Origin of the sequence: Oribacterium sp. P6A1, assembly GCF_000702885.1 — a bacterium.
In the GTDB taxonomy this organism is placed as follows: domain Bacteria; phylum Bacillota; class Clostridia; order Lachnospirales; family Lachnospiraceae; genus Oribacterium.
In genome coordinates, this window is the sequence record NZ_JNKO01000005.1 from 130,470 (window position 1) to 156,406 (window position 25,937).

Here is a 25,937-nt window from a genome sequence, read left to right on the forward strand (position 1 = left end):
CTGCATACATCATCAATCTTTTTTATGATACTTCCCACAATGCTTATATCAGGATTCTTTTCCGGTCTTGGAACACATAATTCAGAGTATTTAACAGTTAAAAATACCTAAGTATTCCGACACAGACTTATTATACTCTTATGATTGATTATTCCAGGGTGCTGCAGCATTCGTTTACCCATGCAATAAAGTTTGCATCGGAATCACCACTGCGCTCTGCCTTTGTATGTTCCATACCCCAAACAGTTGTAAACTGCACGTCTACATCAGTACCATTTGCGTCATAGTTTTTTAAGGCCAGGGCAAGATTTGCTTCTGTGGTTACCGCAGTATCGCTTTGGAACAATCCGGAATTGATTCTCATAAACTGCGCAACTGTAGAAGTGCCATAACCTTCGGAACTCTTCATCAGATAGTACAGAGGAGAATACATGTTGAGACGTTCTGAAACAGTGTGTCCCAATGCATCTACTGTTGTCATATCCTCTTCATAATCAGCCGCATAATCGGAACCCTCTGATATAAGGATATCTGTAAGCATTTGATCAAAATGCGCACCGCTTCCATCTCCATACCCAAAGAGAGTATTTTCTCCCTGTCCTTCATCCAACTGATCAAATGCAGCAATACCTTTTCCTGACTGCTTTACTGCATTGGAAAAAGCCTCCAGATCTGTGATGGTTGCGGTATTGGTTTCAGCATCATAGGTTACCCATACACCGTTTGAATTCAGCGCATCAATATAGTCCTGTGCTGTTTCATAAGTACCTGAAATAGTTACGCCTTCGACTGCACCTGATGAAGTACGGCTTATATCATCTATCTGCGTATAATCAATATCCGGGTCTGCGTTTGTACCTGCTTCATTTTGAGTATTTGCACCATCCGGCTTCTGACCTCTGTTATCCGGTCCACCGAAGCCCATTCTTCCCTGTCCCGGACCGCCCTGACCGCCGTCCGGTCCCATTCCGGCCTGATGTCCGGCACTTGAAGAGGAATCATATGGGAAGGCAGTATCAGAAAGGAAGTTGTTAAGAGAAGTTTCCACTACTGATTTGATATATTCATAATAGGTTCCAGCCTGATAGCGTCCATCAGAAGACTGCTCCAGAGTGAGCTCGGTACCGTCTGTATCGGTAAGGCCCAGGGAATTGATGTAATCTGCAAATGCAGCAGTAAGATCATCTGAAATCTTCTGTTCTTCCTCTGACAAACCGGTTCTTGTGTTACCCATCTGCCACTCATAAGCTGCGTCAGCAGAATCAAGTGATGTTATGGGACACCATGCCTGTGATCCGGTGACAGCATCGCTGACACCCTGTACGGCACCGATAGCCTCCAGATAGTCATCATAAAGCGCTGAATCACCGGTCACACCGAGTAGTGCAGACTGCGCTCCTCCGCCGGACATACCGAAAGAGAAAATCCTATCCATATTTCCGGCAATGTTTCCTGCATTGTATCGAATGTAACGAATCGCTGCTTTAAGATCCGTAATTCCGGCAGGTGCTCCCGCATCTCTGCCACGGCACCCGGCATGTACATAAACAAAACCCTCATCGGTATACTGAGTAAAACTCTTATACTCCGTAAGCGCAGCCTGTGCAGAATAGCCCGGTGTATCAACAGGAAGTACTATGGGCGCTGTCTCTGCAGTGTACTTTGAATCTCCAACCGTTGCTGTGGTGTTTATAGTACAGGTATAGGTACCATCACCATTGTCCTGTGCTGTCATATATGCGCCCGGTACAAAAACGGATAAAGTTTCATAGGATTCATCCGCAGGAGCTGCACAATAGGAAATCCCAATCTGATAATATACATCATCCTCAGAGTTATACTGCCACTTTGTGTTATCGATCTTTGAAAGTGTTGTAACCGCCTCTGTTGCCGATGTATCCAAAATCCCTGCTGCACCTGTTTCAACAGCGGTTGTCTCAAGAGCTGCCGCCGTTGAAGCAATTGTCGTGGTCGGTGGAACAGATTGTGATGCACTGCATCCTGCTGTAATCATGGCAATGGACATGCCAAGTGCTGTTATTCTATAAAATTTCATAGTATTCTCCTTTTAAGATTATCTTCAAACAAATATCTGTGTTTTGCTGATGAGAACACTATAGCGGAGTTTTCTTGAAGAAAGATTGAAAAAATCGAGCAGGTAAAGCTCCCTGCTCGATTCCTTTTTAGCCGTCAAATATCTATTAAGCATTATACTTTTTTAGACAAAATCCAACTTATGTGTATCACGGTCAATATTCCGATCCGTTGAAATTCAAATCATGGTATTAAGTTTTATATCAACATTTCCATCCGAGCTGAATGTCATTCCTTCCGCATCCATTGGTGTCTCATAAAGAGTACCGCTCAAAACATGCTCTCCATCGTTAATGAAGATTTCAAAAGAAAAGCGATCAAGAAGAAGGCGGAGTTTGAAGTCATCGTAAGCATCAATCTTAACTTTACGGTACTCGCAGATGGAAGCTGAACGTCCGCTGTTACTCCGGTCAAGAATCAGATAACCGGATTTTTTATCATAAGAAAAGCTGACATGAATATCATCCTTTACGGCAAACTTCATCGTAAAGTTCGATGCATCCTTTACCTCTGCCGTCATATCCAGACATCTTCCGGAAATGCCATCGACCACAGCATCATCAGGTGCCGTAACCGTTCTTTCAACAGTACCTTTATATAATGTTTCAATCTCCCTGATGGGCTGCTGACAGATACGGCCATTCTTTACAGTCATTTCTCTCGGGAAACTCATCTGACCGAACCATTTCTGTTCCTCCGGGATACAGTTTCCTGAGGCAGGATCCTGCATCCAGCCGATAACGATTCTTCTACCGTCAGCTGTCTCCATACTCTGGGGTGCATAATAATCAAAACCTGTGTCCAGGGGCTGGGCCTTCTCCGAATCCCCTACAAAAGCCATGACACAGTTTCCGTTTCTGTAACAGTCTTCCGTCTTTTTCATATTCATGACTGAGACAGAGAGCACTTTCTCACCATCAAGTGTGAAGTAATCCGGACACTCCCACATTCTTCCCCATCTTCCGTCATTAGTCTTCAAAGTATCCTTATACTTCCAGTTAATGGCATCATCAGATTCATATCTGAGTACCGCGCCAAGTCCGTTTTTCAGCCTTGCAGCTATCACGCAATAGTACTTTCCGTCTTCAATCCAGATTTTAGGATCCCTGAAATCCCCTTTATCCGCGCCCTCCGGCATGTCCTTAGATGTAAGTACAGGATTTGACTCGTACTTTTCATAGTTCTCACCATCACCGAAAGCGAGACACTGTGTCTCCTCCCTGAAGAGCTCCTCACCCTTACCATGCTGGTTATGTGCTGTGTAGATCAGAAGATGCCTGCCATCCTTATCCGTGATGGCACTTCCCGAAAAGCAGCCTGTCTCGTATTCCTTATCCGGTGCAAGTGCAGCCTTTTCATAGTCCCAATGGATGAGATCCTTAGATGTCCAGTGTCCCCAGTGCATGCTGTCCCAGCTTGTACTGTAGGGGTTGTACTGATAGAAAAGATGATATTTTCCATTATAGAATGAAAACCCGTTGGGGTCATTTAACCATCCGGCCTTGGCTGTCAGGTGGTAAACAGGACGCTCGTCAGTACTTATATTTCGGCTGTATCTTTCTTCATAATCACGTGCTTTATCTAATGTATCCAAAGTATTTAATTCCTTTCATGATGTAGTCATTCCCATGTTCCATTCAGAATTATAGACTACGACAAATATTTAATCATCCCCATAAATCCTGTTAAAATATATCATCTCTGCAATACCGGTGATGGTCCATGAAAAAATATACAGAAGATATAGCGATGTAACTGTTTTAAAATATGCAAAGACCGTAAATATCCACAAAATCCTGAACACACAGGAGCCAAGTATCACGATGATCGTCGGGATGAGACTTTTACCGAGGCCTCGTGATGCTGCTATGGAGCCATCCATAAACGCAGAAAAGCCATAGGACAAAGCCATGATGGAAAGACGATACATACCGGCTTCAACAACTGCCGGATCGGTGGTAAACACTCTGAGAAAGGGTACTCCAAAAATGTACAGACTTACACCTATGGCACTTCCGATTACAAAGCTGTAAAACAGAGTTATATGATATATCTTTTTGACCCTTTCCATCTGTCTTGCACCGTAATTCTGCCCGATGAAGCTTGAACCTGCAGTGTAAAATGCGGCCATAACATCATAATCAAGTCCGTCTGCATTTTGCGCAGCTGCCGCACCTGCCACTGTGATGGCATCAAAGGTATTGACTCCGTACTGGACAAAAAGATTGGCAATCTGGAAAATAGCATTAGCGATACCGGAAGTTATACTGATGGGAAGCATTCTCCTTGCAAACTGTTTGTCAAAATGCATGCCTCTGAATCTTAAACCGATTATAGACTTCTCACGAATGATGGAGAATAAAATGCAAAAGGCCGAAAAATACTGCGAGATAACACTTGCAAGAGCAACTCCCACCACATCCAGATTCATAACTATAACAAAGTAAAGGTTCAGCAGTATATTGATGAAACCTGAAACCGTCAGAAACATAAGAGGTTTACGTGTATTTCCCGAGGCGCTGTAGGCGGCGTTTCCAAAGTTGAATATAGACAGCGCAGGAATTCCGAGAAAATAAATCCTTAGATAGTTCATGGCACCCGGAAGCAGAGACTGTTTTGTGCTGAGCAGTGAAAGAACGCTTAACTTTGTGGCTTCACTGAAAATCATTGTCAGTATGCCGATCAGCATACAGAGCATAAATGCAGTAAATACAGCTCGTTTAACCGCTTCCTCTTTTCCTCTGCCTATGGCATAAGCTACAGTTACATTTACTCCGCTCGAAATACCTATAATGAAAGTTGTATAGAGAGTCACCAGCGTGGTTGTGGATCCGACGGCGCCCAAAGCTATGGGTCCCGCAAATCTGCCGACAACAGCTATATCTGAAATATTGAAAAGAATCTGCAGTAAATTCGAAGCTATCAGCGGCAGACTGAACATCAAAATGCCGCTCCAGAGAGGAACCTGTGTCAGATTTTTAGCTTCATTTGTTTTATTATTCATGTATATATCATCCCTGACCTATCTGTACAAAATCAAAAAGACATTATACTCCGAAAAAACAAAAGAAGCACCACATATGTGGTGCCCTTTTCAAATAAATCACTCCGCACGGAACGATTCGATACTGGACCGCTTCGCGCTATGCGCTCACTGGGAACGTCAGCCCATTTGAATTCGCTTCGCGAAGGGCTGACGCTACATGCCAGGTCCTTCTGACCTGCCACAAAAAGCGTTCCTCTCGCGTTTCGGTGTCATTACAGAATAATAAACCGGCAGCATCAGAAGACAAAGCAGGGTGGATGCTGTAAGTCCGCCAATATTTACTATGGCGAGTCCCTGATTCATGGAGCCTGCATTACCAAACGCCATAGCCATGGGAATCATCGATATAACGGTTGTCAGAGTAGTCATGAGGATAGGTCTTATACGTGTAGCTCCTGCTTCTATAAGAGCTTCATCAAATTCCATAGTGCCTCTATACTGATTTGCCGTATCAACATAGAGAATACCGTTATTTACAGCAGTACCTATGAGCATCAGGAATCCAACCATGGATACCATACTGATAGAGCAGTCTGTAAGCCAAAGCAATGAGAAAGAACCTATCAGAGAAAAAGGTATGGTAGTCATGACCATCAATGAGTATTTTGGAGACTCGAACTGTGATGCCATCACTACAAATACCAGAAATACTGCTTCAAGAAGAGCCATCATCAGATTACCCATTTCTCTGGACCGCGTTTTATCCATGGTACTTTTACCGATGGTCACTGTGCCTGTGAGATTTGGTTTTACCGTTTCTTCAAGTATCTGTTTAGGTGATTCTCCGGTAGCTTTATCCGAGTACTCTGCTGTTATAGTAACATTGTACTGTTTATCTGCCCGGGATATAGATGCCGGTGAATCCACATAATGAACATCAGCCACATCAGTAAGAACAACCTGCCCGCCGTTTCCGGCACTTAAAAGGATATTCTTTATCTCATAAAGAGAATTGTATTTATCAACAGGGTATTCAACTTTTACATCCGTGTCTTCTCCATTTACCGGAATACTTGTCACTGTAGATCCCGTAAGTATCGACCTCAGTGTACTACCTATGGTTCCTGCCGTAAGGCCGTAGGATTTGGCTTTAATGGCATCTACTGTAACCTCTACTACAGGCGAAGAATTATCTATGCTTGAATGAACTCTTGCTATATCGTCACGTGTTCCAATTTCTGAAACTATTTCATTTACGACTTCTTTCACCTCATCATAGTCCGCACCCTGAATCAGTACCTCATACTTATCTCCGGAAGAACTCATCATACTCATGGAAGATTTCATTTCCACGGAAATATCACAATTCGTAACATCCGAAAGCTCCTTCTTCCACTTGTATACGACATCCTTTGTTTCCATGCTTCTGTCATCTTTGAGCGTTGCCGCGATAGTCGCCTCTGAGTTTCCGCTTCCACCGGTAAACTCTGTTCTGTAATGTTCCAAATCCGGATCCTGTTTAATGATTCCTTCTATTTCATCTAATGTAGGTTCTATCTTCTTTATTTCCGTACCGGGTCTTGTATTCACAGTAATGCTTATCTCACCCTGATCATCTGATGGCATGAGTTCAATGGTAAGTGTTGCCGCAAGTAAAAGAGAACCCAGGAGAAGCAGCACAGAGGTAAACATAACTGTTTTTTTCTTCGGAAGGATCTTCTGCATCAAAACTCTATATCCGTCCTGAAGTTCCTTTACAGGGTCGTTAAGCATTGCCTTTGTTTTTTCCTCAGGCTTATACATCATGTAGCAAAGAGGAACTACTGTGATAGCAGAGATAAGTGATGCAGACATACAAAAAACAATGGTGAATCCCAAAGGTCCGAACATCTGACCTGTCATACCGGAAAGCAGTCCCAGGGGAAGAAATACTACACAGGTGGTTATGGTTGAGGCTATAACCGACATAGCCACTATTCCTGTTCCATCCAAAGCATCACGGGCATATTCTAAAAGTCCCTGTTTTTCTTTATTTTGAGCTGTGACTCTGAAACAACTTTCCAGCACTACTATGGAATTGTCCACCATCATACCGACTCCCAGAGTCAGCGCAGAGAGGGTGATCATATTCAGTGAATAGCCCACCAAACTCATAAGTATAAGAGCTGCCAGTATTGATACGGGAATAGAACTTCCTACAATGAGGGATGCCTTTATATCTCCGAAAAACAGATATATGATGATCATGGAAATGACTATGGCAAGAATAAGTGTCTTTACCACATCATTGATTGAGTCAGTTATATTTTCAGAGGTATCGCTGATTACTGTAATTTCAAGAGCATTATCCTTTTTTGAAAGTGTGTCTATAGTTTCCCTTACTTTCTCTGAAAGTTTCATCGAAGACGCACTTTGCTGCTTTGTTAAAGAGATGGTTATGGTATCCTGACCATCATATTTCGCTATACTGTCATTCTTTTCATTAGCGTAATTAACTGTTGCCACATCCTGAAGATACACAACATCATTCTGGTTTTTGGTTGTAAGCGGAATATCCCCGAGAGCTTCAAAGGAATCATATTTCATTCTGGTGGAGACCGAAAGCTCCTGACTTCCATCCAGGGTACTTCCGGCCGGTATGGTGGCATCCGCTGCTGAAATGTCTCCGGCTATGGATGACATAGTAACTCCGTACTGAAGCATTTTTTCTTCATTCAATTCTATGGAGATATACTGTTTGTTTCCTCCATTTATCTTTATATCAGCTACCTCAGGTATCTTTTCAAATTCCGGAGACAGTTTATTTTCCACATAATTATATAGATTTGCTGACTCCTTTTCGTTCTGTATCATGAGAGTCATATCCGAACCCGAGTTCATATTCATCTCAAATATGGATGGTGTCTTGCATCCATCCGGAAGCTCTCTCGCCACCTGATCAACCTTCTTTTTGAGATCATCATAAGCCTTATCCATATCAGTTCCGTAATCATATGAAAGCATGATCATGGAAGATCCTTCACTTGATTTTGATGTTATGCTATCAAGACCGGAAAGAGCGCTGATATTGTCTTCTATAGGCTTTGTTACAAGTTCCGCGACATCCTCCGGGCTGGCTCCGGAATAATTTGTCATTACAACCATCATGGACATATCCATATCAGGCGTGAGTTCAAGGGTAGTATTGAAAACTGATGATATACCGAAAACTATAAGGCATAGGATAGCCAGGATAGCCGAGACAGGTCTCTTTAAAACCACTTTAGTTATTCCCATTGTTTTCCCCCTTGATCCTTACTTCTGTACCGTCACTGAGTTCTGAACTCCATGTGGAAACCACCTGATCTTTGGCATCGACACCACTAAGTATCTGAACATTGTTTTCATCTTCTATTCCGGTAACTACCTTGACCTTTGAGAGTATATGATCCCTGCTTACATATACGAAAGATCCGGCACTTTCACTGTAGATACAGTCTTTCGGAAGAGTCAGAACATTTTCTGCATGACTCGAAACCACGTAGAGTTTCACTTTGGATCCTGTTGGAAGCGCTGAAATATCCGAAGAAATGGTGGCGGCATCACCATCCAGAAGATCCGCCTTAACAGTATAAAGTCCGGTTGAATCCTCAGCCATGGTGCTGATTTCTGTGATGTGGCCGGTGAAAGTCCTGCCCTCCTTTTCAACCCTTATGGCGTCGCCTGTGTTTAATCCGTTACGTATACGTTCAGTTACAGAAAAAGAAACAACCTTATGGCCGTTACCCGTGATGACACACAACTGGTTTCCTGCATTTACTGTGTCATTCGCTTTTATGTTCACTATCTCTATCATTCCATCGATTTTTGCTTTTACATTGGCATACTCCTGCTGGGTATCGTAAGAAGTCTTTGATGACTGATACTGAACTTCTGCAGATCTAAGGGCATTTACGTAGGCTTCATATTCTGCCGCACTTATATCTCCCGTAGCAAAAAGGGGCTGCATTCTTGAAAGATCCTGCTGTGCTTTCTGAAGATTTATCTGCGCTGATTCAACAGATGATTTTGCACCGGCAACCTGTTTTGTATCTATAGTGCAGATGGTATCTCCGGCCTTAACCATATCCCCGGCAGAAACATTAAGTGAAGTTACATCTCCGCCTACTTTGGCGTAAACATAGACCGTATCACTGTTCTCAATAGAACCAATCAGAGAAGTTTCACTGCTTATACCGGAAAGTCCGGGATTAATAACTTCTACAATCGGAGCAGAAACGCCTTGAGCAAACACCTCCTGATTACTCAGCTTTCTGTAAACTGCTGCGCCTAAAACAAGAACTATAAGGCCCGTGACCACCATTGAACGTTTTTTCATACTGATCTCCTTTTTAACATCTGCCGAAATATCATTAAGGCTTATGTTTTATTGTCATCTTAACGCCCATATTCTAGGTGCCTTTTTTTTAACAAGTTTTAAGCCAATGTTAAGTGAATGTTAAATCGCGAAAAAATACTGCAATGAAATCCGTTGAAATTTTTCTAAATACTTCTGAAAGTCAATACTTACTTAACATTTAGGTTGTAAGCTGTACGATATAGATTAAATAACAAACCTGCCTTTAGGTTTATAGCATCAGATTTTTTTACAGGAGTATATATGTTTACAATTTTAATAATTGAAGATAATGATGAACTTAGAAATCTCTATTCTCTTGCTTTAAGAAAACAGGGATATGAGACCTTATCCGCATCAGATGGCGTCACTGCCTCACAGCTTTTGGAACAGAATTTTGTTGACATGGTCATAACAGATATCATGATGCCTAACATGAACGGATATGAGTTTGTTAAATATTTACGGTCTTTCAACAAAGAGATACCTATAATCATTATCACCGCCAGGGATGATTTCTCTTCCAAACAGGAAGGGTATCATCTGGGCACAGATGACTATATGGTGAAACCAATAGATGTAAATGAACTATGTCTTCGTGTCGAAGCCCTTCTCAGACGTTCAAAGATAGTTCATGAACGTAAGCAGACAATAGGTGAAACCGTGCTGGATCTGGATGCTCTGTCAGTCACCCGAAATGATTTAAGCTATGATCTTTCAAAAAAAGAGTTCTATCTTCTATACAAATTGATATCAACTCCAAATAAGATTCATACCAGGCAGCAGCTTATGGACGAGATATGGGGAGTAGAAGCAGAATCCGATGCACGAACCGTAGATGTGCATATCAGTAAACTGAGAAAACTTTTTGAGGCTAATCCGGACTTCAGCATAAAGACCATTCGAGGCCTGGGCTACAAAGTCACTATTCCGGATCACATGAGGTGAATTGATGCAAAAATACTTATCCAGAATTTTCAAAAAGCATAAACTATGGCTTTTAACCTATGCTCTTTCATTTATAGGATTACTCCTGTCTATTATTGCAGGTGCTATGGTTGGGTTCTTACTGTACAAGTATGATCTCTCAGATTCTTTTGGTTTCATAAAAAATCCACTGACACCTTATCTGATAAGCGTGCTTATACTGACTCTCATCTTTATGAGATTTATTTCCTTCATCATAATCAAGCCACTGAATAACCTTGTTGATGCCCTGCAAAAGATATCCCAGGGAGATTTTGAAGTTAAACTTGATGAGAATTCCGGACTTCAGGAATTCCGAAATATGAATAAAAATTTCAATCGAATGGCGAAGGAGCTTTCCAATACTGAAACCCTGAGGAATGATTTCGTATCCAATGTTTCTCACGAGTTTAAAACCCCTCTTTCTTCCATAGAGGGGTATGCTTCCCTTATGCTTGCACCGGATATAACCAAAGATGAACTTCAGGTATATGCAAAAAAGATTATGACCAGCACCAAACAGCTTTCCTCACTGACAGGTAACATACTGGCTCTTTCAAGGCTAAACACCGGAACCATCAATGAGACTCCCGTTTTATATTCTCTGGATGAGCAGATTCGCGAATCCATACTTATGCTGGAGCAGAAATGGACACAAAAAAATATTGACCTTGAAATGGAACTTCCGGAGGTCAATATCATGAATTATCAAAATTTACTTTTTCAGGTATGGACCAATATCTATTCCAATGCCATAAAGTTCTCACCTGACAACTCCACCATCACTACGCTTATCGAAAAGGAAGATAAGGTCGTAAAAGTACGTATCAGGGATCAGGGTATAGGAATAAACGAAGAACAAATCCATCACATATTTGATAAATTCTATCAGGCCGACACTGCCCATAAATCCGAAGGAAACGGTCTGGGTCTAGCAATCTGCGCTTCGATCCTGAAGCTTTCCGGAGGGAGCATACAGGTTCATAGTGCACCCGGGAAAGGATCTGAATTTATAGTTTTTCTACCATACTCAATCACAGCGTAAAATAACCCTCTTTACCGACTGCCCGGTAAAGAGGGTTATATCATTTTAGCACTTATGAGAACTCTGATTAAATCTTTCCCTGGCCGGATTATCGATGCAAAGCATTAACTTCCTTTGAAAATCCGTGCCCCGACGCCGGAGGCTCTACGGGAATCATACAAGTATGCTGATCATCATACCTTCAAAGATCCGCTGCAGATCAGCTTTCCTGACTTTCTGTCAAAGAGAAGGATATCTTTTCCTGTGATATTGATCTTTTCCTCCTGTCCGATCTGATAGATTACGCCTCCGAAGATAACGCTGGTGAGAAGGAAATCTCCCACTCTCAGCTTAAGGGTGGACTCCATACCTGTAGGCATGGCACCGTAAACAGTTGTATCTATACTTCCGTTTTCGTCAATGTCTATAGCCTCAGGTCTTATGCCGAGAACATAGTCCTCATCAGTGATGACAGGCTCATCCAAAAGACTGTCGTCTTCTTCATTGACCTTTTGGATATGGTACTTGAAAACTTCATCCTTATTGGTCTTTTCAACCGCTCCCTTTTGGCTCAATCTCTGACGTTCAAAATCAAGCTTTTTCTGCTCTTCGGCATCACGATTCTTACGCCATTCGACGATATCCATCTTATCGTTAGGAATGAAGCCTGCCTTGATTCCGTCAAGCATGGTGACTGAAAAGCTTCCATCGCTCTCCTGAGTTCCCTTTATATCAATAAAGTTCATTGAAGGATTTCCGACGAAATCAGCTACGAAAAGGTTCGATGGTCTGTTATAAACCTCAAGAGGCGCCGCATACTGCTGAAGCACGCCATTGTTCACAAGACAGATCTTTGTGGCAAGAGTCATGGCCTCCATCTGGTCATGGGTTACGTAAACAAAGGTACTTCCTGTTTCCACATGCAGTCTCTGGAGTTCATATCTCATCTCCAGTCTCAGCTTTGCATCAAGGTTCGACAGAGGCTCATCCATGAAGAGAACCTGCGGCTGAGGTGCCAGGGTTCTTGCGATGGCTACTCTCTGCTGCTGACCTCCGGAAAGTTCTGCAGGGTATCTGTCCATGAACATTCCGATCTTGACTATCCTTGAGCAGGCTCTTACTCTCGAATCTATCTCTTCCTTTGTGAGTTTTCTCTTTTCTTCGAGAACCTTTCCGTTTTTAGTCACCTCACACTTATCATTAAGAGCCTTACCTTCATTTGCATATTTATTCTTTATGGTTTCAAGCTTTTTCTCATATTCAGCCAGCTTACTCTTTGCAGAAACATTGGGGTCAGTCGCCTCGTGTATCTTCATATCGAAGAGCTCTTTCGCAGAGTAAATGGATAATCCAAAATTATCGATGAGTTTGATATAGGCCTTTTTCTCATCCAGCTTACGGTTTTTGTCGAAGCACTCTTCTACAACTTCCTTTATCTTATTGCCGTTCTGAAGTGCTCTTATGAGATCAACTGTCTGTTTTGCTTCTACATCAAGAACCGGCATCTCTTCGTTAATGTTCTTGAGTCCGAAGGAGATATTCTCATAAACAGTCATGTTGGGCCAGAGGGCATAGTTCTGGAACAGGAATCCCACCTTACGCTTGTTTGGCGGCACGTTGATTCCCGCGTTGGAATCAAATACCACTGTATCTCCTATTTTGATTCTTCCCTCTGTAGGTGTTTCAAGACCTGCGATCATTCTGAGGATCGTAGTTTTACCACATCCTGAAGGTCCAAGTAAAGTTATAAAGGAATTGTTCGGGATATTGAGACTTACATTATCTACACCGAAAAACTTTCCCCATCTTTTTGTGACATTTTCCAAAATAATCTCAGGCATGATTATTTACCTCCAATTCCACTGTCCAGGCTTGCTCCTGTCAGCTTATTTACAAGTGTATTAAATACTAAGATAGTGACGATCAAAATCAGGTTGATGGCACTTGAGAATGCATAAAGTCCCATTTCATCGAAGTAATCAAGGGTCGTTGAAAGAATAAAGCCCTGGGTACAAAGAAGAAGGAACAGTGAAAGCTCACGAAGACATGTCATGAACGGAAGCAGATATCCGCTGATGATGGATGACTTCTGTATAGGAATGATGATCCTGAGCATTCGTTTGATCCATGGTGTGTTCTGAATGATCGCTGCTTCTTCCAGCTCATTACTTATCTGAAGCATAGAGTTCAGTGAGCTTCTGGAAGCAAAAGGAATATATTTAACTACACCTGCGATGATCAAAAGTGTGTAAGTGTTGAACAGGTTGATGTGCTCATTTGAGAACAGAATGAAGAATGCGGCGCCAACTGCAATTGACGGCATAAGATAAGGCAGGAATGCAACATTGTTCACATAGTTCGCCCACTTGTTTCTTCTGTTCTTTGCAACCGCATATCCGATAAGTGTTCCTATGGTTCCTGCAATAAGGGCGCAGACAACCGCAAGGAAAAGTGTTCCGAAGAAGGCATGCCAGATGGTGTTATTGTAAAGGATACCTGACTGTCCGTACATACCGTTTTCGGTAATGTTTTCATTGGTCACCCACCATTTAGTTGTGAGATGCGCAAAGTTTCCTGTGTAAAGGAAGCTGTAGTCTCCTGGGTTCGGAAGGAATGTTTCCAGTGCGAACAGCAAAATAGGCCAGATACTTGTAAAGAAAGTAATGATGATAAAAATGATTCCTACTATATACTTTCCGGCATTTCCGATGGAAAGCTTTGTAAGCTGTCCTGACTTACCGGTTACCGTTGTATAGTTCTTTCTGCTCTTAAGGCTCATCTGGTTCATTCCGAGAATCAGTACACCAAATACCATCATGATGATAGCAAGGATACTTGCCTCACCGGTGTAAGTACTGTTCATGGAAATGTACTTCGTTGAAAGAGTTGTAAGATTCAGATAGTGCGGAACCGGATAGCTTCCCATGGCGCTTCCGAATACAAGAAGTATGGTTGAAAGGATCGCCGGCTTTATCATAGGAAGTGTGACCTTAAACATTATCTTCCACTTGGGTGTATCGAGGATAGTTGCCGCCTCCTCCAGGTTGGCATCCATGTTTTTGAAGATGCCGCCGATAAGGATATATGCAAAGGGCGCATAGTGAAGTCCCAGAACCATGGCACTTGGAAATGCTCCCTGACACCACCAGCTCGGAAAATAAATATTAAATATAGCTGCAAGAAGTCCGTCAGCAGTACCCGTAACCTTATTGCTGTAGAACATGTGCTGCCATACAACAGCCAGTGTCCACTGGGGCATGATATACGGGAAAATGAAGATGGAACTCAGATATTTTTTGAATTTCATGTTTGTTCTCGTTACCAGGAACGCGAACAATCCACCAAACAGAATGGAAATCACACAAGTGAGAACCGACAGGATTATGGTATTTAACAAGGGTGTCCACAAATTTGCTTTCGCAAGTCTGCTGGTAAATAAGTCTGTATAATTTACTATTGTGTATCCGTCTACCCTGCCTGTCAGATGCTGGTCGATGGTACCCGGATGTATCTGGAATGTATCTTTTACTATCGCCACAATGGGGGCAACAGTACTGAATGTCAAAACTATGCCAAATAAGAGCAATATTATGTTCTGAGGCTGGGAGAACCAGGTTTTCAGCTTGTTCTTAAATATTGCACCGTTATCCGGTTGAATGCTTCTATCCATTACCTACCTCACTGTATAGCGGCCTGCTTTTCGTATCCTGTATGGGCTAATGTCTCCCGCGAAAATACATGTGCAGACAGCTCTCAAAAATTTGAATCCTATTCATGATATATTTTTCATTAAGAAAGGATGTCGCTTAAAAGGATATATTTTTCTCAATCAAGCGACATCCTTAATTCTTTTATATAAGTACGATGCCGGATTTTGATTTATTCGTCACTATCTTATGCATATAACTTATATTTTTAATTTTGTATAAATTATGATTTTCAGTGCCTATTAAGCGCCCGGTGTATACTTATCAAGTACGTCAATCCAGCTTCCTACTGAGAATGATACCTCTGCGCAGTATGCAGGATCCTCAAGAACCAGCTCGCCCTTGCCTTCTGATGTCCACCAGTCATAACCACGGTCGTTCTTTGCAGGGAACTCATCTCCGCCGCCTGTGCTGTGGCTGTACTTGGCTTCTACATCAGCTGCTACCTTAGGATTTGCAGAATATCCGCCCATATCCTTGCCCCATGCATCGAAGCCTTCTTCTGTACATGTCATATAAGCGATAAATGCACATGCTGTCCATGGAAGCGGGCTGTTCTTTGTAAGGAAGAGATAGTGGCAGTATCCGTATCCGCCGATACCTGTGTAGCCATCCTCATATGCTGCAACCTTGATGTTGTTTACAGATACAGTAGCTGACTCCTCAACTGAACGAAGCTTTGAATACACAAGAAGTCCGGCCTGATCCTTTGCTGATGCATCTACAAGTGTGTTGCAGATAGGACCGTCATCGGTCTGCTCGTTATAGTTGTTTACCCAGAGCTTGATCCATGCAAGTGCATAAGCGCCATTTGATCCGAGTCCCAGATCTGCTGCATCAGACTGCATAGCCTGAATTGTAGGCTCGAAGTATGCCTTCTTGGTATCATCAAGCTTGTCGTAAGCTTCCTTAAGCCATGTAGCATACTTATCTGATGTAAGCATCATAAGGAAGTTCTTTCCTACGATTTCTGAATCAACGCCCATGAAAAGAGGATGTGAGCCGTCATATACGAAATCCCAGCAGTTTGTGTATGTTGCAGTTCCTGTTGAGTTGTACATAAATACTTTGTTAAGTGTCTGAAGCGGAAGGAATCCCTTGTACTCTACAGGTGTAGTTCCGTTTGCTTCTGCCCACTCCTTGGGAACGAATCTCTTAAGGATATTTGTTTCTACCATCTTTGACTGAATCTGGTTTCCATCCTGAATGAGAGTCATGGCAAAGGTTCCCTCACTCTTAAGAGAGTCTGATGTAAGCTGTTCAAAGATCTTGTTGTTCTTTGGCTGCTGCCACTCAAATTCCATATTGTAGGATGGATCGATGGTCTTCAGATACTCGATAAAAACCGGAAGTGCTGATTTTCCACGGCTGGAGTTTCCTACGCCGTAAAATGTCTTGCCGTTGGACTCTTCTATAGCCTTCTTGGCCAGTTCTTCAAGTGACATGGTCTGGGCTTCAGCTATGATAGCATCGATACCTGTAAGCTCCTCAGCCTTAGCCTCCTTGGGACTGTCCTGCAGTGCTGCTGTTTCAGCTGCAGATTTTGTTTCTGCTGCAGCGCTTGTTGTTGCTGTACTTGAACCGCCGCAGCCTGCCAATGAAGCAACCACCATAGAAACCGTTAAAATTGTTGATAAAACTCTTCTCACGTTTACCCTCCTTTGATTTACATCACGTAAACTGATTTAATGATGCGAAGTAATTCAAAAAGCGCTCATAATTTGTGACATTTTTGCGCATTCACATCATTTATTACTTATGCGTCTATTTTAGTTGTGCAGTTTGATGTTTAAAATGGGGTAATTCTGATATTTATTGTAAAAATGCGACATCATTTTCACAAAGAAAATGATGTCGCATACTTGATAATATACATAGTATTAAATCAAGCAGTTTTAAAGGTATCCTGTACCATTTTACAGTGCCGTGTATGGAGCGTAACAGACATACCTATTTCTTCAGACCGTAGGCCTGATAGTCCGATGGTGAGGTGCCCACCAGCTTTTTAAAGGTATTGGAGAAATATGCTATATCCTGATAGCCTACCATTTCCGCCACTTCATAGACTTTTACCTTTACATCCTTAAGCTTCTCCATAGCCTTTTTTATACGGTATTTCACCAGATAGTTATTGATGCTGTTATTTGTCTCTCCTTTAAACAGCCTGCTGATATGACCTTCACTTACTCCTATGGCTTCAGCCAGAGCTGTAAGTGAGAAGTCCATATTCATATAATGCTCCTCTATATACTCTATGGCGCTTTGCACATATCTGTTGGAGACCTCTGATTTCTTTTTTAGTCCCAGAAGCTTTTCCTCTTCCGCCTCTTCTTCCGGCCCCTTTTCCTCAAGAGGGTTCAGATGTATGAGTCTCTGTATGGAAGCCTCCAGTTCACCGTCTTCAAAGGGCTTAAGAAGATAATCAGAAACTCCTATACGAAGAGCCTGTCTCGCATACTCAAAATCACTGTAGGCAGTAAGAAGAATAAGCTTTATATCCGGAAACATCTCCACCAGATGCTGTGAAAGCTCAAGTCCGTCCATTTCGGGCATACGTATATCGGAAACAACCAGATCGGGACGAACTTCCTTTGCCTTTTCCAGAGCTTCAACTCCGTTTGTGGCCTCTGCCACCACTTCACATCCTATAAGTTCCCAGTCCGTTTCCTGTATGATTCCCCTTCTGACAAACCTTTCGTCATCAACTATCATTACCTTTATCATTAAATTATCTCCTATTTTGCAGGTGATTCCGTCTTAATTTCCGACTCAGGAAGGCCGGTCTTTTCATCATACCCCGTATTCGGGTTCCTCAAAAGAAAGGGGCAGTCTGACTGTAATAAGTGTGCCTCTTTCAGTAAGTCTTGCGGCATGGATTCCGTAATTCTTTCCGTAATACATGCGGATGATGGTATTGACATTGTTCATTCCCAGATGTCCTTTCAATGTCTCCACATCATCATTTTCAAGAGCCCGTATGTACTCGTCTGTAATACCCTTTCCGTTATCCTGAATTTCTATAAAGAGATCTTCCTTCTCATATGCCCTTACATCTATATGTCCGTTTGTCTGTCCGTCAAGCCCGTGTATGATGGAGTTTTCTATGAGAGGCTGCAGTATAAGCTTCGGAACTATGGCATCCAGCAGCTTTTCCTCAACCTTTATCTCTATATCAAAACAGTCATCAAACCTTATCCTCTGGATGTCACAGTAGTTTCTGATCATCTGTATCTCCTGGGAAAGCCTGCAGAACTGCTTCTCAGAGATACTGCTTCTCAGTATCCCTGCAAGTGAAGCCGATAATGTCGCTATTTCAGGAACCTGATTGGCTTTGCCTACCCATTTGATGGTATCCAGGGTATTGTAAAGAAAATGAGGATTCAGCTGTGCCTGCATCATGGCGATACGGGTCTCATTGACCTTTCTTTCAGCCTTGACCTGCTCTTCCATGGTCTGTTTGAGCTGGCTGGTCATCTTGTTGAAGCCCACTGCCAGCTGCTCAAACTCATCTTCACGGTTCAGCTCTATCTTTGTATCAAAGTCACCTTTTCTGAATCTCTTCATAGCCTGATAGAGTTCACTTATGGGTTTTGAAAACGCAATACTGAAACGGGATGCCACCAGTAGACACACAAGAACACTGAGTACAGCCAGAAGCATTATCACACGATATCCCGCATTAACGGCACTCTGCTCCAGTACAGGGGGAGTAATGTAAATACTCAGGATATCAGTGCCGGGAAGCTCTGACATATATATGTTGTCTGTAAGATTGAGATTATAGTTCTTACCCGTCAGAAGATTGTCTCTTATGGATGAAAGAACCTTTCCGTCAGCTGCCGTTCCCAGGAGACAGAATGGCCGAAGATATCTGTTTACCAGGATGAAACCGTCTCTTGCATTGATTCCATCCTTTATCTCATTCTCTATTTCGGTCTGCCCTATTCTTATAACTATAAAGCCCGGTTCTGCTCCGGAAACTATTTTCCGAACCATTAAAAGCTCTGAACCCGAATCACTTGCGTGTCCCGGATTCAGAGAATAGACGGTTGTTCCCGCTCTTCTTGACGCTTCTCTAAGAGCCGAATAGTAATCGGGCAAAGGATCGGAACTGTTGCCGCTTTTAGTACTGTATCTGCAGTTGCTGCCTCTGTACAGCTCGATAACCGAAAAGTTTCTTATTTCGTTGGTGATTTCATAAAGATCCGCATAAACATTGAAGGAATTACGTCTTCCTGTAGTCAATGCTTCAATTATGGCTTCACTTTCCTGCATTTTATCAATAGCAGCATCTGCCAGACCGATCATATTCGATATACGGCCGGTCACATATTTCTGCTGTTCCAGATCTCTGTTTTCATAGTCAAGCACCACTCTGGCCTGGAATGTCTGAACTGTCACCATTCCCCCGATTATGACAAGGAAAAGTGACACTGAAAGAAACACCGCAAAGATCTGTCTTTTGAAGGATTGTCTGATAAATCCCATGTCTGCTATCCTTCCTTACTTTTTGGTGACTTCACGCCATATACCCATAGCTTCTTTTTCTTCCGATGCTGATTTTTTGATATCAAAATCCATGAGATCAATTCTTCCGTATTCCTTCATCAGCTCTACATCTGTTCTGACGGGGCGTCTTTGAAATTCTTCCATGGCAAATTTCTGTGTATCCTGACTCACTATAAAGTCTATGAATTTTCCCGCATTGTAACTGTGGGGCGCATTCTTTACTATGGCACAGGCATCGGGAATAGCACAGGTTCCGTCGGAAGGATAGATCATGGCTATGTCATGACCACCTTCTATATATTTTTTTGCAGTTTCCTCAAGGGTTATCCCTATAAGATATCTGCCTGATTCCACAGAAGGAAGGATATCTCCCGATGATTCGAGTATCTTTCCGTTAAGCTGATCATAGAACGCAGGTATAAGACTCTCCGGTTTTTCAGAAAAAAGCTGCTCCATAGTAGATATAATGGTATAGCTGGTTCCCGATACTTCCATATCAGCAAAAGCTATGAGACCTTTCCACTTGTTCAGGAAAAGGTCGTGCCAGCTTTTCGGGGCATCTGTCACAGAAACAAGCTTTGGATTATAAACAAATACTATGGGAAGCTCTGTGAAAGGAGTCCAGAGATTTTCCCGGGAAAGATATGCCTGATTCAGTTTTTCATTTTCAGAGGAACTGTAAGGTATAAAAAGATCCTTTCTTGCCTCATAGCTTTCGGCACCGCCACCGAACATGATGTCACATTCACCGTTTTCGATACCGGCTTCCACCTTATCCATCAATTCAGCAGTTCCGCCTGTCCTGAGTTCAACCCATATACCTGTCCTGACTTCAAACTCTCTTATGATGGGAAGATAAACCTCTTCTTTATGGGAAGTCCATATAATAAGCTGCTTTTCATCCGGTACGCTGTACTTCTTTGAAAGTTCCTTTATTTCAGATTCCCTTGCATCTTTTCCGCAGCCTGAAATCAGGAACATAAAACATAAAATAACGGGCAGAACCGAAGCAATCTTTTGAATCAATTCTTTTCCTTTATTTTTTTCATGGTTCAAGTGTGACATATATTTCAATCGATAACAGCTTCCCTTTTTGCTCCGGTTTGGAATTTAATGAGATGAGCCTTTCCGAGAGCCACCATAATTACAGGAATGAGAACCAGCTGTAAAACAACTCCCGGAATGGTATTTACAAAATATCCTGTGATGAATGCAGCAAGTGAATACTGGCCTCCCAGAAGTGCAGCCTGTACAATACCTCCTACGATACGTCCGATGATCATGGCAGGAATAAGTGCCTTATATACAGCGATGATGCATTTATACTTTGAACGGCTGTATAAATAACCGGTAACAAGTCCGTAAGTAAGAAGCTCAAAAGCCATGGCCACAGCTCCCGGGAAAAGCTTCGGCATTCCGAAAGTAACAGATCTTAAAAGCGGAACTATAAATCCGACTATGGCACCATAACCGGGTCCTAAGATAAGCCCGCAAAGAAGCGCCGGCAGATGCATAGGTGAAAGCAGCTGACCTAAGGACTTAAGCTGCATAGTTGCAAAGGGAAGAACCAGCCCTAAAGCAATAAACATAGCCGACAGAACAATTTTATGAACATCAATCTTTTTCATACCCACCTCCGATAATGATTTACTGAATAAATAAATGAAGTCTATCTCTCACTATTGTTAAAGCACACCTGAGAGAAGACTTATGATACCTGTATCATACCATATCTTATCTTCCCGCCAAAAGCCATGCCATGATATGGTCATCTTTATAAACATGACCTGAGCCCCTTAATTTCCTTCGAAAAAATCAGCCAGTCTCTTTCTGTAGTCAGGAGCCGTGTCAAAAGCAGCATGACCGTATCCCGTATACGTGTAGAATACAAAATCGGGTCTCGATTTAAAATGCTCAGCAATTTTTTCCCCGGCATCTTCTCCGAGTACCATATCATCACCGGCACTGAGCACCATAACCGGACACTTTATATTTTCCAGTTCACCGGTAAAATCGAATCCCCTGATGGCTTTTGCAAGTATCACAAACTTCTCAAGCTCCTCATCTGTAACCGTTCCTGATACATTAGTAAAATAGTCCGAAAGATTTTCATATACGTTTACAGGATATATATTTTTTCCAAACTCATGATAAAGTTTCTGTCTTTCCTTTGCTTCTGCCAGCTCTATCCATTTATCTATCACCATACACTTATCAGGATGAACCTGACAGGAAGTGGAACCCAGCACAAGCTTTTTAACAAGCTCCGGATACCTCGCAGCTATCACCATGGCAATCATTCCACCCTGGGACGCGCCAAAAAGATACACATCCTTTAAACCCAGTTCCTTCATGGCAGCAGCGGTATCCGATGCCATATCAAATATTGAATATGAATCGGGAACCTGCTTTCTTCTGTCAAATAAGTAAACGTCATAATCATCATTCATGGATTCAAATCCGGCTTCCAACGCACTGCTTAATCCCATAACACTCTGGACACTAAGTCCCGGAATCATAACAAAAGTTTTATCTCCTCTTCCGAATCTGCAATATTCCATTTCAAATTCAACGGTTTTTACAATACCTGTATACGCCATAAGTTCACTCCTTCTATCATATATTTATATTATTCTTTCTCAAAAGCACATATTCCATACTCTCATCCAGAAGATCGTTATAATAAGCTCCGGTAACCTTGTTTTCAAGTATCAGTGCCTTTATAGGAACACGACCGTTACTGTACAGCTCTCTTCTGATAAGTTCTGCCATAACACTTCCCAGTCCGAGATGTGACGGATCCACACCCATATAGAGATAGACCATTTCCTTCGGAGATTTTTTTATCCAAAGTATTTTCAATATCTTTAGAAGATTCATCCTTCCGGATAAATTATCATATAAATTCGGAACACTTATGGAAAACGCCACCAGCTTTTCGTCTTTGTAAATAAGTATCACATCTTTTCCTGACAGAATCAGTTTAAGATTGTGGAACAGAGCATAAAATGCTTTGTAACTGATCCTTTTATATCCGGGAAAGGATGAAAACAGCTCAATCAAAAGATCATATATCTCCCGGATGGTTTTATCAAAGTTCCCGATATCAAGATTACGGAACTCATATCCCCTATTCATAAACTGTTCAACTCTTTCCACGTACTTTGGTTTTCCTTCTTTTTCACTTATCTTTTTAAGTCTGAAGGAATAGTATCTTTTCCATACAGAGAATCCGCACTGTTCCCAGAGTCCGGTATAGTAAGGTTTATTCCAGGGTTCCGATGTGTATGGTCTTACTTTTTTTGAATCATATAATTCCGGACTTTTAAATGCTTTAAATCTGTACCCGATCCATATAGATGAATCCACAGGCCCCACCATGGACTTTTTCTGTTTCTCCCACGCTGTTTCCTCAGCCTTTTTAATAAGAGTCCTGCAGGCTTCCATGTCTTCAATACATTCAAAAAACCCGAGATAGGCTGTTTCATCATCATTATAGAATGTAAGCAGCCCTCTTGCCACAGCTTCATCTTTTTCATCCACCACCAACAGCGGGACAACAGAAAAATCACTGCTCAATGGATGTGTTCCATCAAGAATCATTTTCTCTGTTGAAAAATCCTGAGGACATATCTCTCCTTTGTACAATGCAGCAGGCAGTTTAAGAAATTCTTTTTTTATTATTTCACTATTTCCGGATAAGCACTTAAATTCCATAGATTTTTACATTATTAGTGTCACAGTTCCTTCATATGCGTCAAGCTCTACCAGGTCTCCTGTCCTCAGCACTCTTGCAGCGCCCTTTACATTGACAACGGAAGGCTTTCCAAGCTCTCTTGTGATGATGGCCGTATGACTGAGCATAGAGCCCTTTTCCGCAATTATCCCTAAAGCCGGCTTTATAAGAAACACCCAGCCCGGATCAGTCATACGGGTTACGATGATTTTTCCACTTGTATCTATACTCTGATCAGCTTTTTCAATCAAAAGCACCTCACCCTTTACCTTACCGGGAGATGAGGGTATGCCTTTTAAAACCCGGGAGTTCCTGACAATATCAGAACATATATTTGAAACAGGCTTATCTATAACCCTGTCTCCATAGACCAGTCTGCTGTATGCCGGAATTTTCTTAAAGCCATCATATCTTATTTTTCTCTCCTGAACGAGATTCAGGAAGTTATTATTCTGATTTGTCTCTGAGAAATCCCGAAGTACTTCCGATTTATCGCACTGATGTGATTCCTGTATGCTTTTGTCACCGGTAAAACAGTATTTCGAGACACTGCTTTTCTCATGACTTTTTGCAGCCTCTTCTCTCAGCTCCTCAAGAGTCAGATAGAAAACATCCCGGGTCTCTGAAATCTTTCCCTGTTTCTTCAGTATCTCACCTATTTTCAGCATAATGCTTCTCACCATACCAAAGATTCTGGTCCTGTTCATTCTGGATATTTCACGGTTTGCTATTCCAAGCTTTGCTCTTTTTACAAAAAGAGATCTGCTTTCTTCGACTTTATGCGGAGACTTATCAGGTATTTCGTCTGAAAGGTGTGTTCTTACATATTCATCCAAAAGCACAGGATCAGTTCTGTAGGTTTTTGTTTCAAGCTTCAGTTCTTCAAGACAGCGGTCACCATATTTTTGTATATAGTTTTGTCTCTCCTTAATATACTCAGAGGAAAATCCCCTTTCAGCATTTTTCTTTGACTGACCGGATTCAGTTCCACAGTTTACTGAATCCCCTTCGGCAGGAATACCGAAACAGTCCGGATCCTGTTTTACAAGTTTTATCAGCCGGTTCAGGGCCTTTACCGGCCGCATACTCTCAAGTTCTTTAATATGGGATATCTCTTCAGGATGTCTTCTTCCTGCCAGATATGTATAGATAAAGGCATACATATCATTTACAAGGGTGATGTCCCAGAGAGGTATCAGTTCCTCTTCTATATCACTGTATATTTTTAGTAATTCTTTTATTCCTTCGCAGGAATCGCAAACTGGTCTGCTTGTTTTTTCTTCTGACCCGTCATTTATAGTATCAGCGTTTCCGGTACCCTGATCCTTTCCTGAATCCGAATCCAACGGTCTGAAAAAATAATCCGGCTTAATATCACCATATCCTTCTATCCTTTCCATATATCCGGGATAAAGCTCTGAAAATCTGTCATTAAGTTTTTCCATTTCCTCAGGGGTTGTATGGAGGTATTTCAAAAAAGAAAAGAGAACATGTCCCTTTTCAAAAAATCCCGTGTGAAAATCAACATATACATCCTTATTGCCGACCCCCAGCATTTCCTGCCAGACAGAAATGATTTTATCTGAAAAAGGAAGGATGGAGAGGACGTTATACCAGTTTGTGATGTCATAGTACACACGTCCGTTTGCTTCCCTCACCATATCTTGAAATACCGGCTCCATCTTTTTAACAAGCAGCTCATTACCTGTAAGGCGCCTTACCATAGCTCTGAAGATATCTGTGTATATTTCTTTTACAAAGCTCTGTGTCAGCGGCAGAGATATTCCCGGATAACTCTCCACGATATTACTGTTATCAAGGACTATCTTTCTGCTATAAGAAAGAGTTGTGATGGGACGGGCCTGGAGGACGTAGACCTCAGCATCCTTTACTGCAAACTCTATATCCATGTCTTTTTGAAATATCTCTTTTATTCGCTTCCCCGTATCAACAAGAAGCTTTATGACTTCCTTCCCTGCAAGAACAGCATTCTCCTGCTGCTCATAATAAAAAAGATCATCATCAAGATTGTAATAGTATGCAGTGGTGTCACATCTGTCCTCCACCACATTTTCGCCCAGACCTTTTCCTATCACCACCACTGATTCGTTAAGAATCCCCATGGGATTTGCGGTAAACAGCACACCGGAATAATCAGCCTCAACCATTTCCTGAATTATGACCTTCATATGAGATCCGGATTGTTTTCCGCTTTCGATAACTCTTTTTACAGCTGCGGAAATATCCGGTTTATTTACATTAAGTTCAGAAAGAAACTGTCCCGCATAGGACATTTCATCTCCATCCTCAAGGTCTGACGAGGAACGGACAGCATATTTTTTATTGGGAAGTTCCTGTATGATTTTGTCATCCGTACTTTCCACGACGATAAATTCCGGAACCGGAAAACCATATTCTTTTAATATCCTGAGATTTTCTGCTTTCATAACACTTCCTGAAAACTGATGTCTGACTGCTCCCCGCCTTATAAGCTAACCCGGCTTAAACTCATCCCTGGCTGCGGCGATGTTTTTGACATT

Annotated in this window: 17 protein-coding genes; 2 read left to right on the forward strand and 15 right to left on the reverse strand. The window is 42.0% G+C overall.

Annotated elements, in window-relative coordinates; all coding sequences use genetic code 11:
* Positions 1 to 148: 148 nt before the first annotated feature.
* From T515_RS05190 to T515_RS05210, 5 genes are all read right to left on the reverse strand, one after another.
* Positions 149 to 2,056 carry a subtype A tannase gene (locus T515_RS05190; RefSeq protein WP_036608413.1) on the reverse strand — a complete coding sequence of 636 codons (1,908 nt, stop codon included), beginning with the start codon at positions 2,054 to 2,056 and terminating at the stop codon, positions 149 to 151.
* A gap of 216 nt (positions 2,057 to 2,272) precedes the next feature.
* Complete coding sequence (locus tag T515_RS05195) at positions 2,273 to 3,688, reverse strand: glycoside hydrolase family 32 protein (RefSeq protein ID WP_036608415.1); 1,416 nt, start codon at positions 3,686 to 3,688, stop codon at positions 2,273 to 2,275.
* Between the two features lie 69 nt (positions 3,689 to 3,757).
* A complete protein-coding gene (locus T515_RS05200; RefSeq protein WP_036608419.1) occupies positions 3,758 to 5,098 on the reverse strand; it encodes an MATE family efflux transporter in 1,341 nt (446 codons plus the stop codon).
* Positions 5,099 to 5,293: 195 nt separating this feature from the next.
* The gene (locus T515_RS05205; protein ID WP_036608423.1) at positions 5,294 to 8,356 is read right to left on the reverse strand and encodes an efflux RND transporter permease subunit; all 3,063 of its coding nucleotides are present in this window, start codon (positions 8,354 to 8,356) and stop codon (positions 5,294 to 5,296) included.
* Positions 8,343 to 9,437, reverse strand: coding sequence for an efflux RND transporter periplasmic adaptor subunit (locus tag T515_RS05210; protein WP_036608426.1), 1,095 nt, complete (start codon positions 9,435 to 9,437; stop codon positions 8,343 to 8,345). Before T515_RS05210 ends, T515_RS05205 begins: the two co-directional genes overlap by 14 nt.
* A gap of 282 nt (positions 9,438 to 9,719) precedes the next feature.
* On the opposite strand from T515_RS05210, the gene T515_RS05215 reads away from it, so the two are divergent.
* On the forward strand, positions 9,720 to 10,403 hold the full coding sequence (locus tag T515_RS05215; RefSeq protein WP_036608428.1) for a response regulator transcription factor: 684 nt from the start codon (positions 9,720 to 9,722) through the stop codon (positions 10,401 to 10,403).
* Positions 10,404 to 10,509: 106 nt separating this feature from the next.
* Positions 10,510 to 11,466 carry a sensor histidine kinase gene (locus T515_RS05220; RefSeq protein WP_197026393.1) on the forward strand — a complete coding sequence of 319 codons (957 nt, stop codon included), beginning with the start codon at positions 10,510 to 10,512 and terminating at the stop codon, positions 11,464 to 11,466.
* A gap of 173 nt (positions 11,467 to 11,639) precedes the next feature.
* Here T515_RS05220 and T515_RS05225 read toward each other — a convergent pair whose 3' ends face one another.
* From T515_RS05225 to T515_RS05270, 10 genes are all read right to left on the reverse strand, one after another.
* On the reverse strand, positions 11,640 to 13,286 hold the full coding sequence (locus T515_RS05225) for an ABC transporter ATP-binding protein (RefSeq protein ID WP_036608434.1): 1,647 nt from the start codon (positions 13,284 to 13,286) through the stop codon (positions 11,640 to 11,642).
* Positions 13,287 to 13,288: 2 nt separating this feature from the next.
* Positions 13,289 to 15,115 carry an ABC transporter permease gene (locus T515_RS05230; RefSeq protein WP_036608437.1) on the reverse strand — a complete coding sequence of 609 codons (1,827 nt, stop codon included), beginning with the start codon at positions 15,113 to 15,115 and terminating at the stop codon, positions 13,289 to 13,291.
* 279 nt (positions 15,116 to 15,394) lie between these two features.
* The gene (locus tag T515_RS05235; RefSeq protein ID WP_036608440.1) at positions 15,395 to 16,801 is read right to left on the reverse strand and encodes a hypothetical protein; all 1,407 of its coding nucleotides are present in this window, start codon (positions 16,799 to 16,801) and stop codon (positions 15,395 to 15,397) included.
* Between the two features lie 301 nt (positions 16,802 to 17,102).
* Positions 17,103 to 17,876 (reverse strand): response regulator transcription factor, encoded by a 774-nt coding sequence (locus tag T515_RS05240; protein WP_036608443.1) that lies wholly within the window; start codon positions 17,874 to 17,876, stop codon positions 17,103 to 17,105.
* 66 nt (positions 17,877 to 17,942) lie between these two features.
* Positions 17,943 to 19,640 carry a sensor histidine kinase gene (locus T515_RS05245; protein ID WP_036608446.1) on the reverse strand — a complete coding sequence of 566 codons (1,698 nt, stop codon included), beginning with the start codon at positions 19,638 to 19,640 and terminating at the stop codon, positions 17,943 to 17,945.
* Between the two features lie 15 nt (positions 19,641 to 19,655).
* A complete protein-coding gene (locus T515_RS05250) occupies positions 19,656 to 20,687 on the reverse strand; it encodes an extracellular solute-binding protein (RefSeq protein ID WP_197026394.1) in 1,032 nt (343 codons plus the stop codon).
* A gap of 44 nt (positions 20,688 to 20,731) precedes the next feature.
* Positions 20,732 to 21,289: an ECF transporter S component gene (locus tag T515_RS05255; protein ID WP_036608449.1), complete on the reverse strand. Its 558-nt coding sequence runs from the start codon at positions 21,287 to 21,289 to the stop codon at positions 20,732 to 20,734.
* Positions 21,290 to 21,457: 168 nt separating this feature from the next.
* On the reverse strand, positions 21,458 to 22,261 hold the full coding sequence (locus T515_RS05260) for an alpha/beta fold hydrolase (RefSeq protein ID WP_051671455.1): 804 nt from the start codon (positions 22,259 to 22,261) through the stop codon (positions 21,458 to 21,460).
* Positions 22,262 to 22,277: 16 nt separating this feature from the next.
* A complete protein-coding gene (locus tag T515_RS05265; protein WP_036608453.1) occupies positions 22,278 to 23,378 on the reverse strand; it encodes a hypothetical protein in 1,101 nt (366 codons plus the stop codon).
* A 6-nt stretch (positions 23,379 to 23,384) separates the two neighbouring features.
* Entirely contained in the window at positions 23,385 to 25,844 is a 2,460-nt protein-coding gene (locus tag T515_RS05270; RefSeq protein WP_036608456.1) for a PEP/pyruvate-binding domain-containing protein, read from the reverse strand.
* Positions 25,845 to 25,937: the final 93 nt, after the last annotated feature.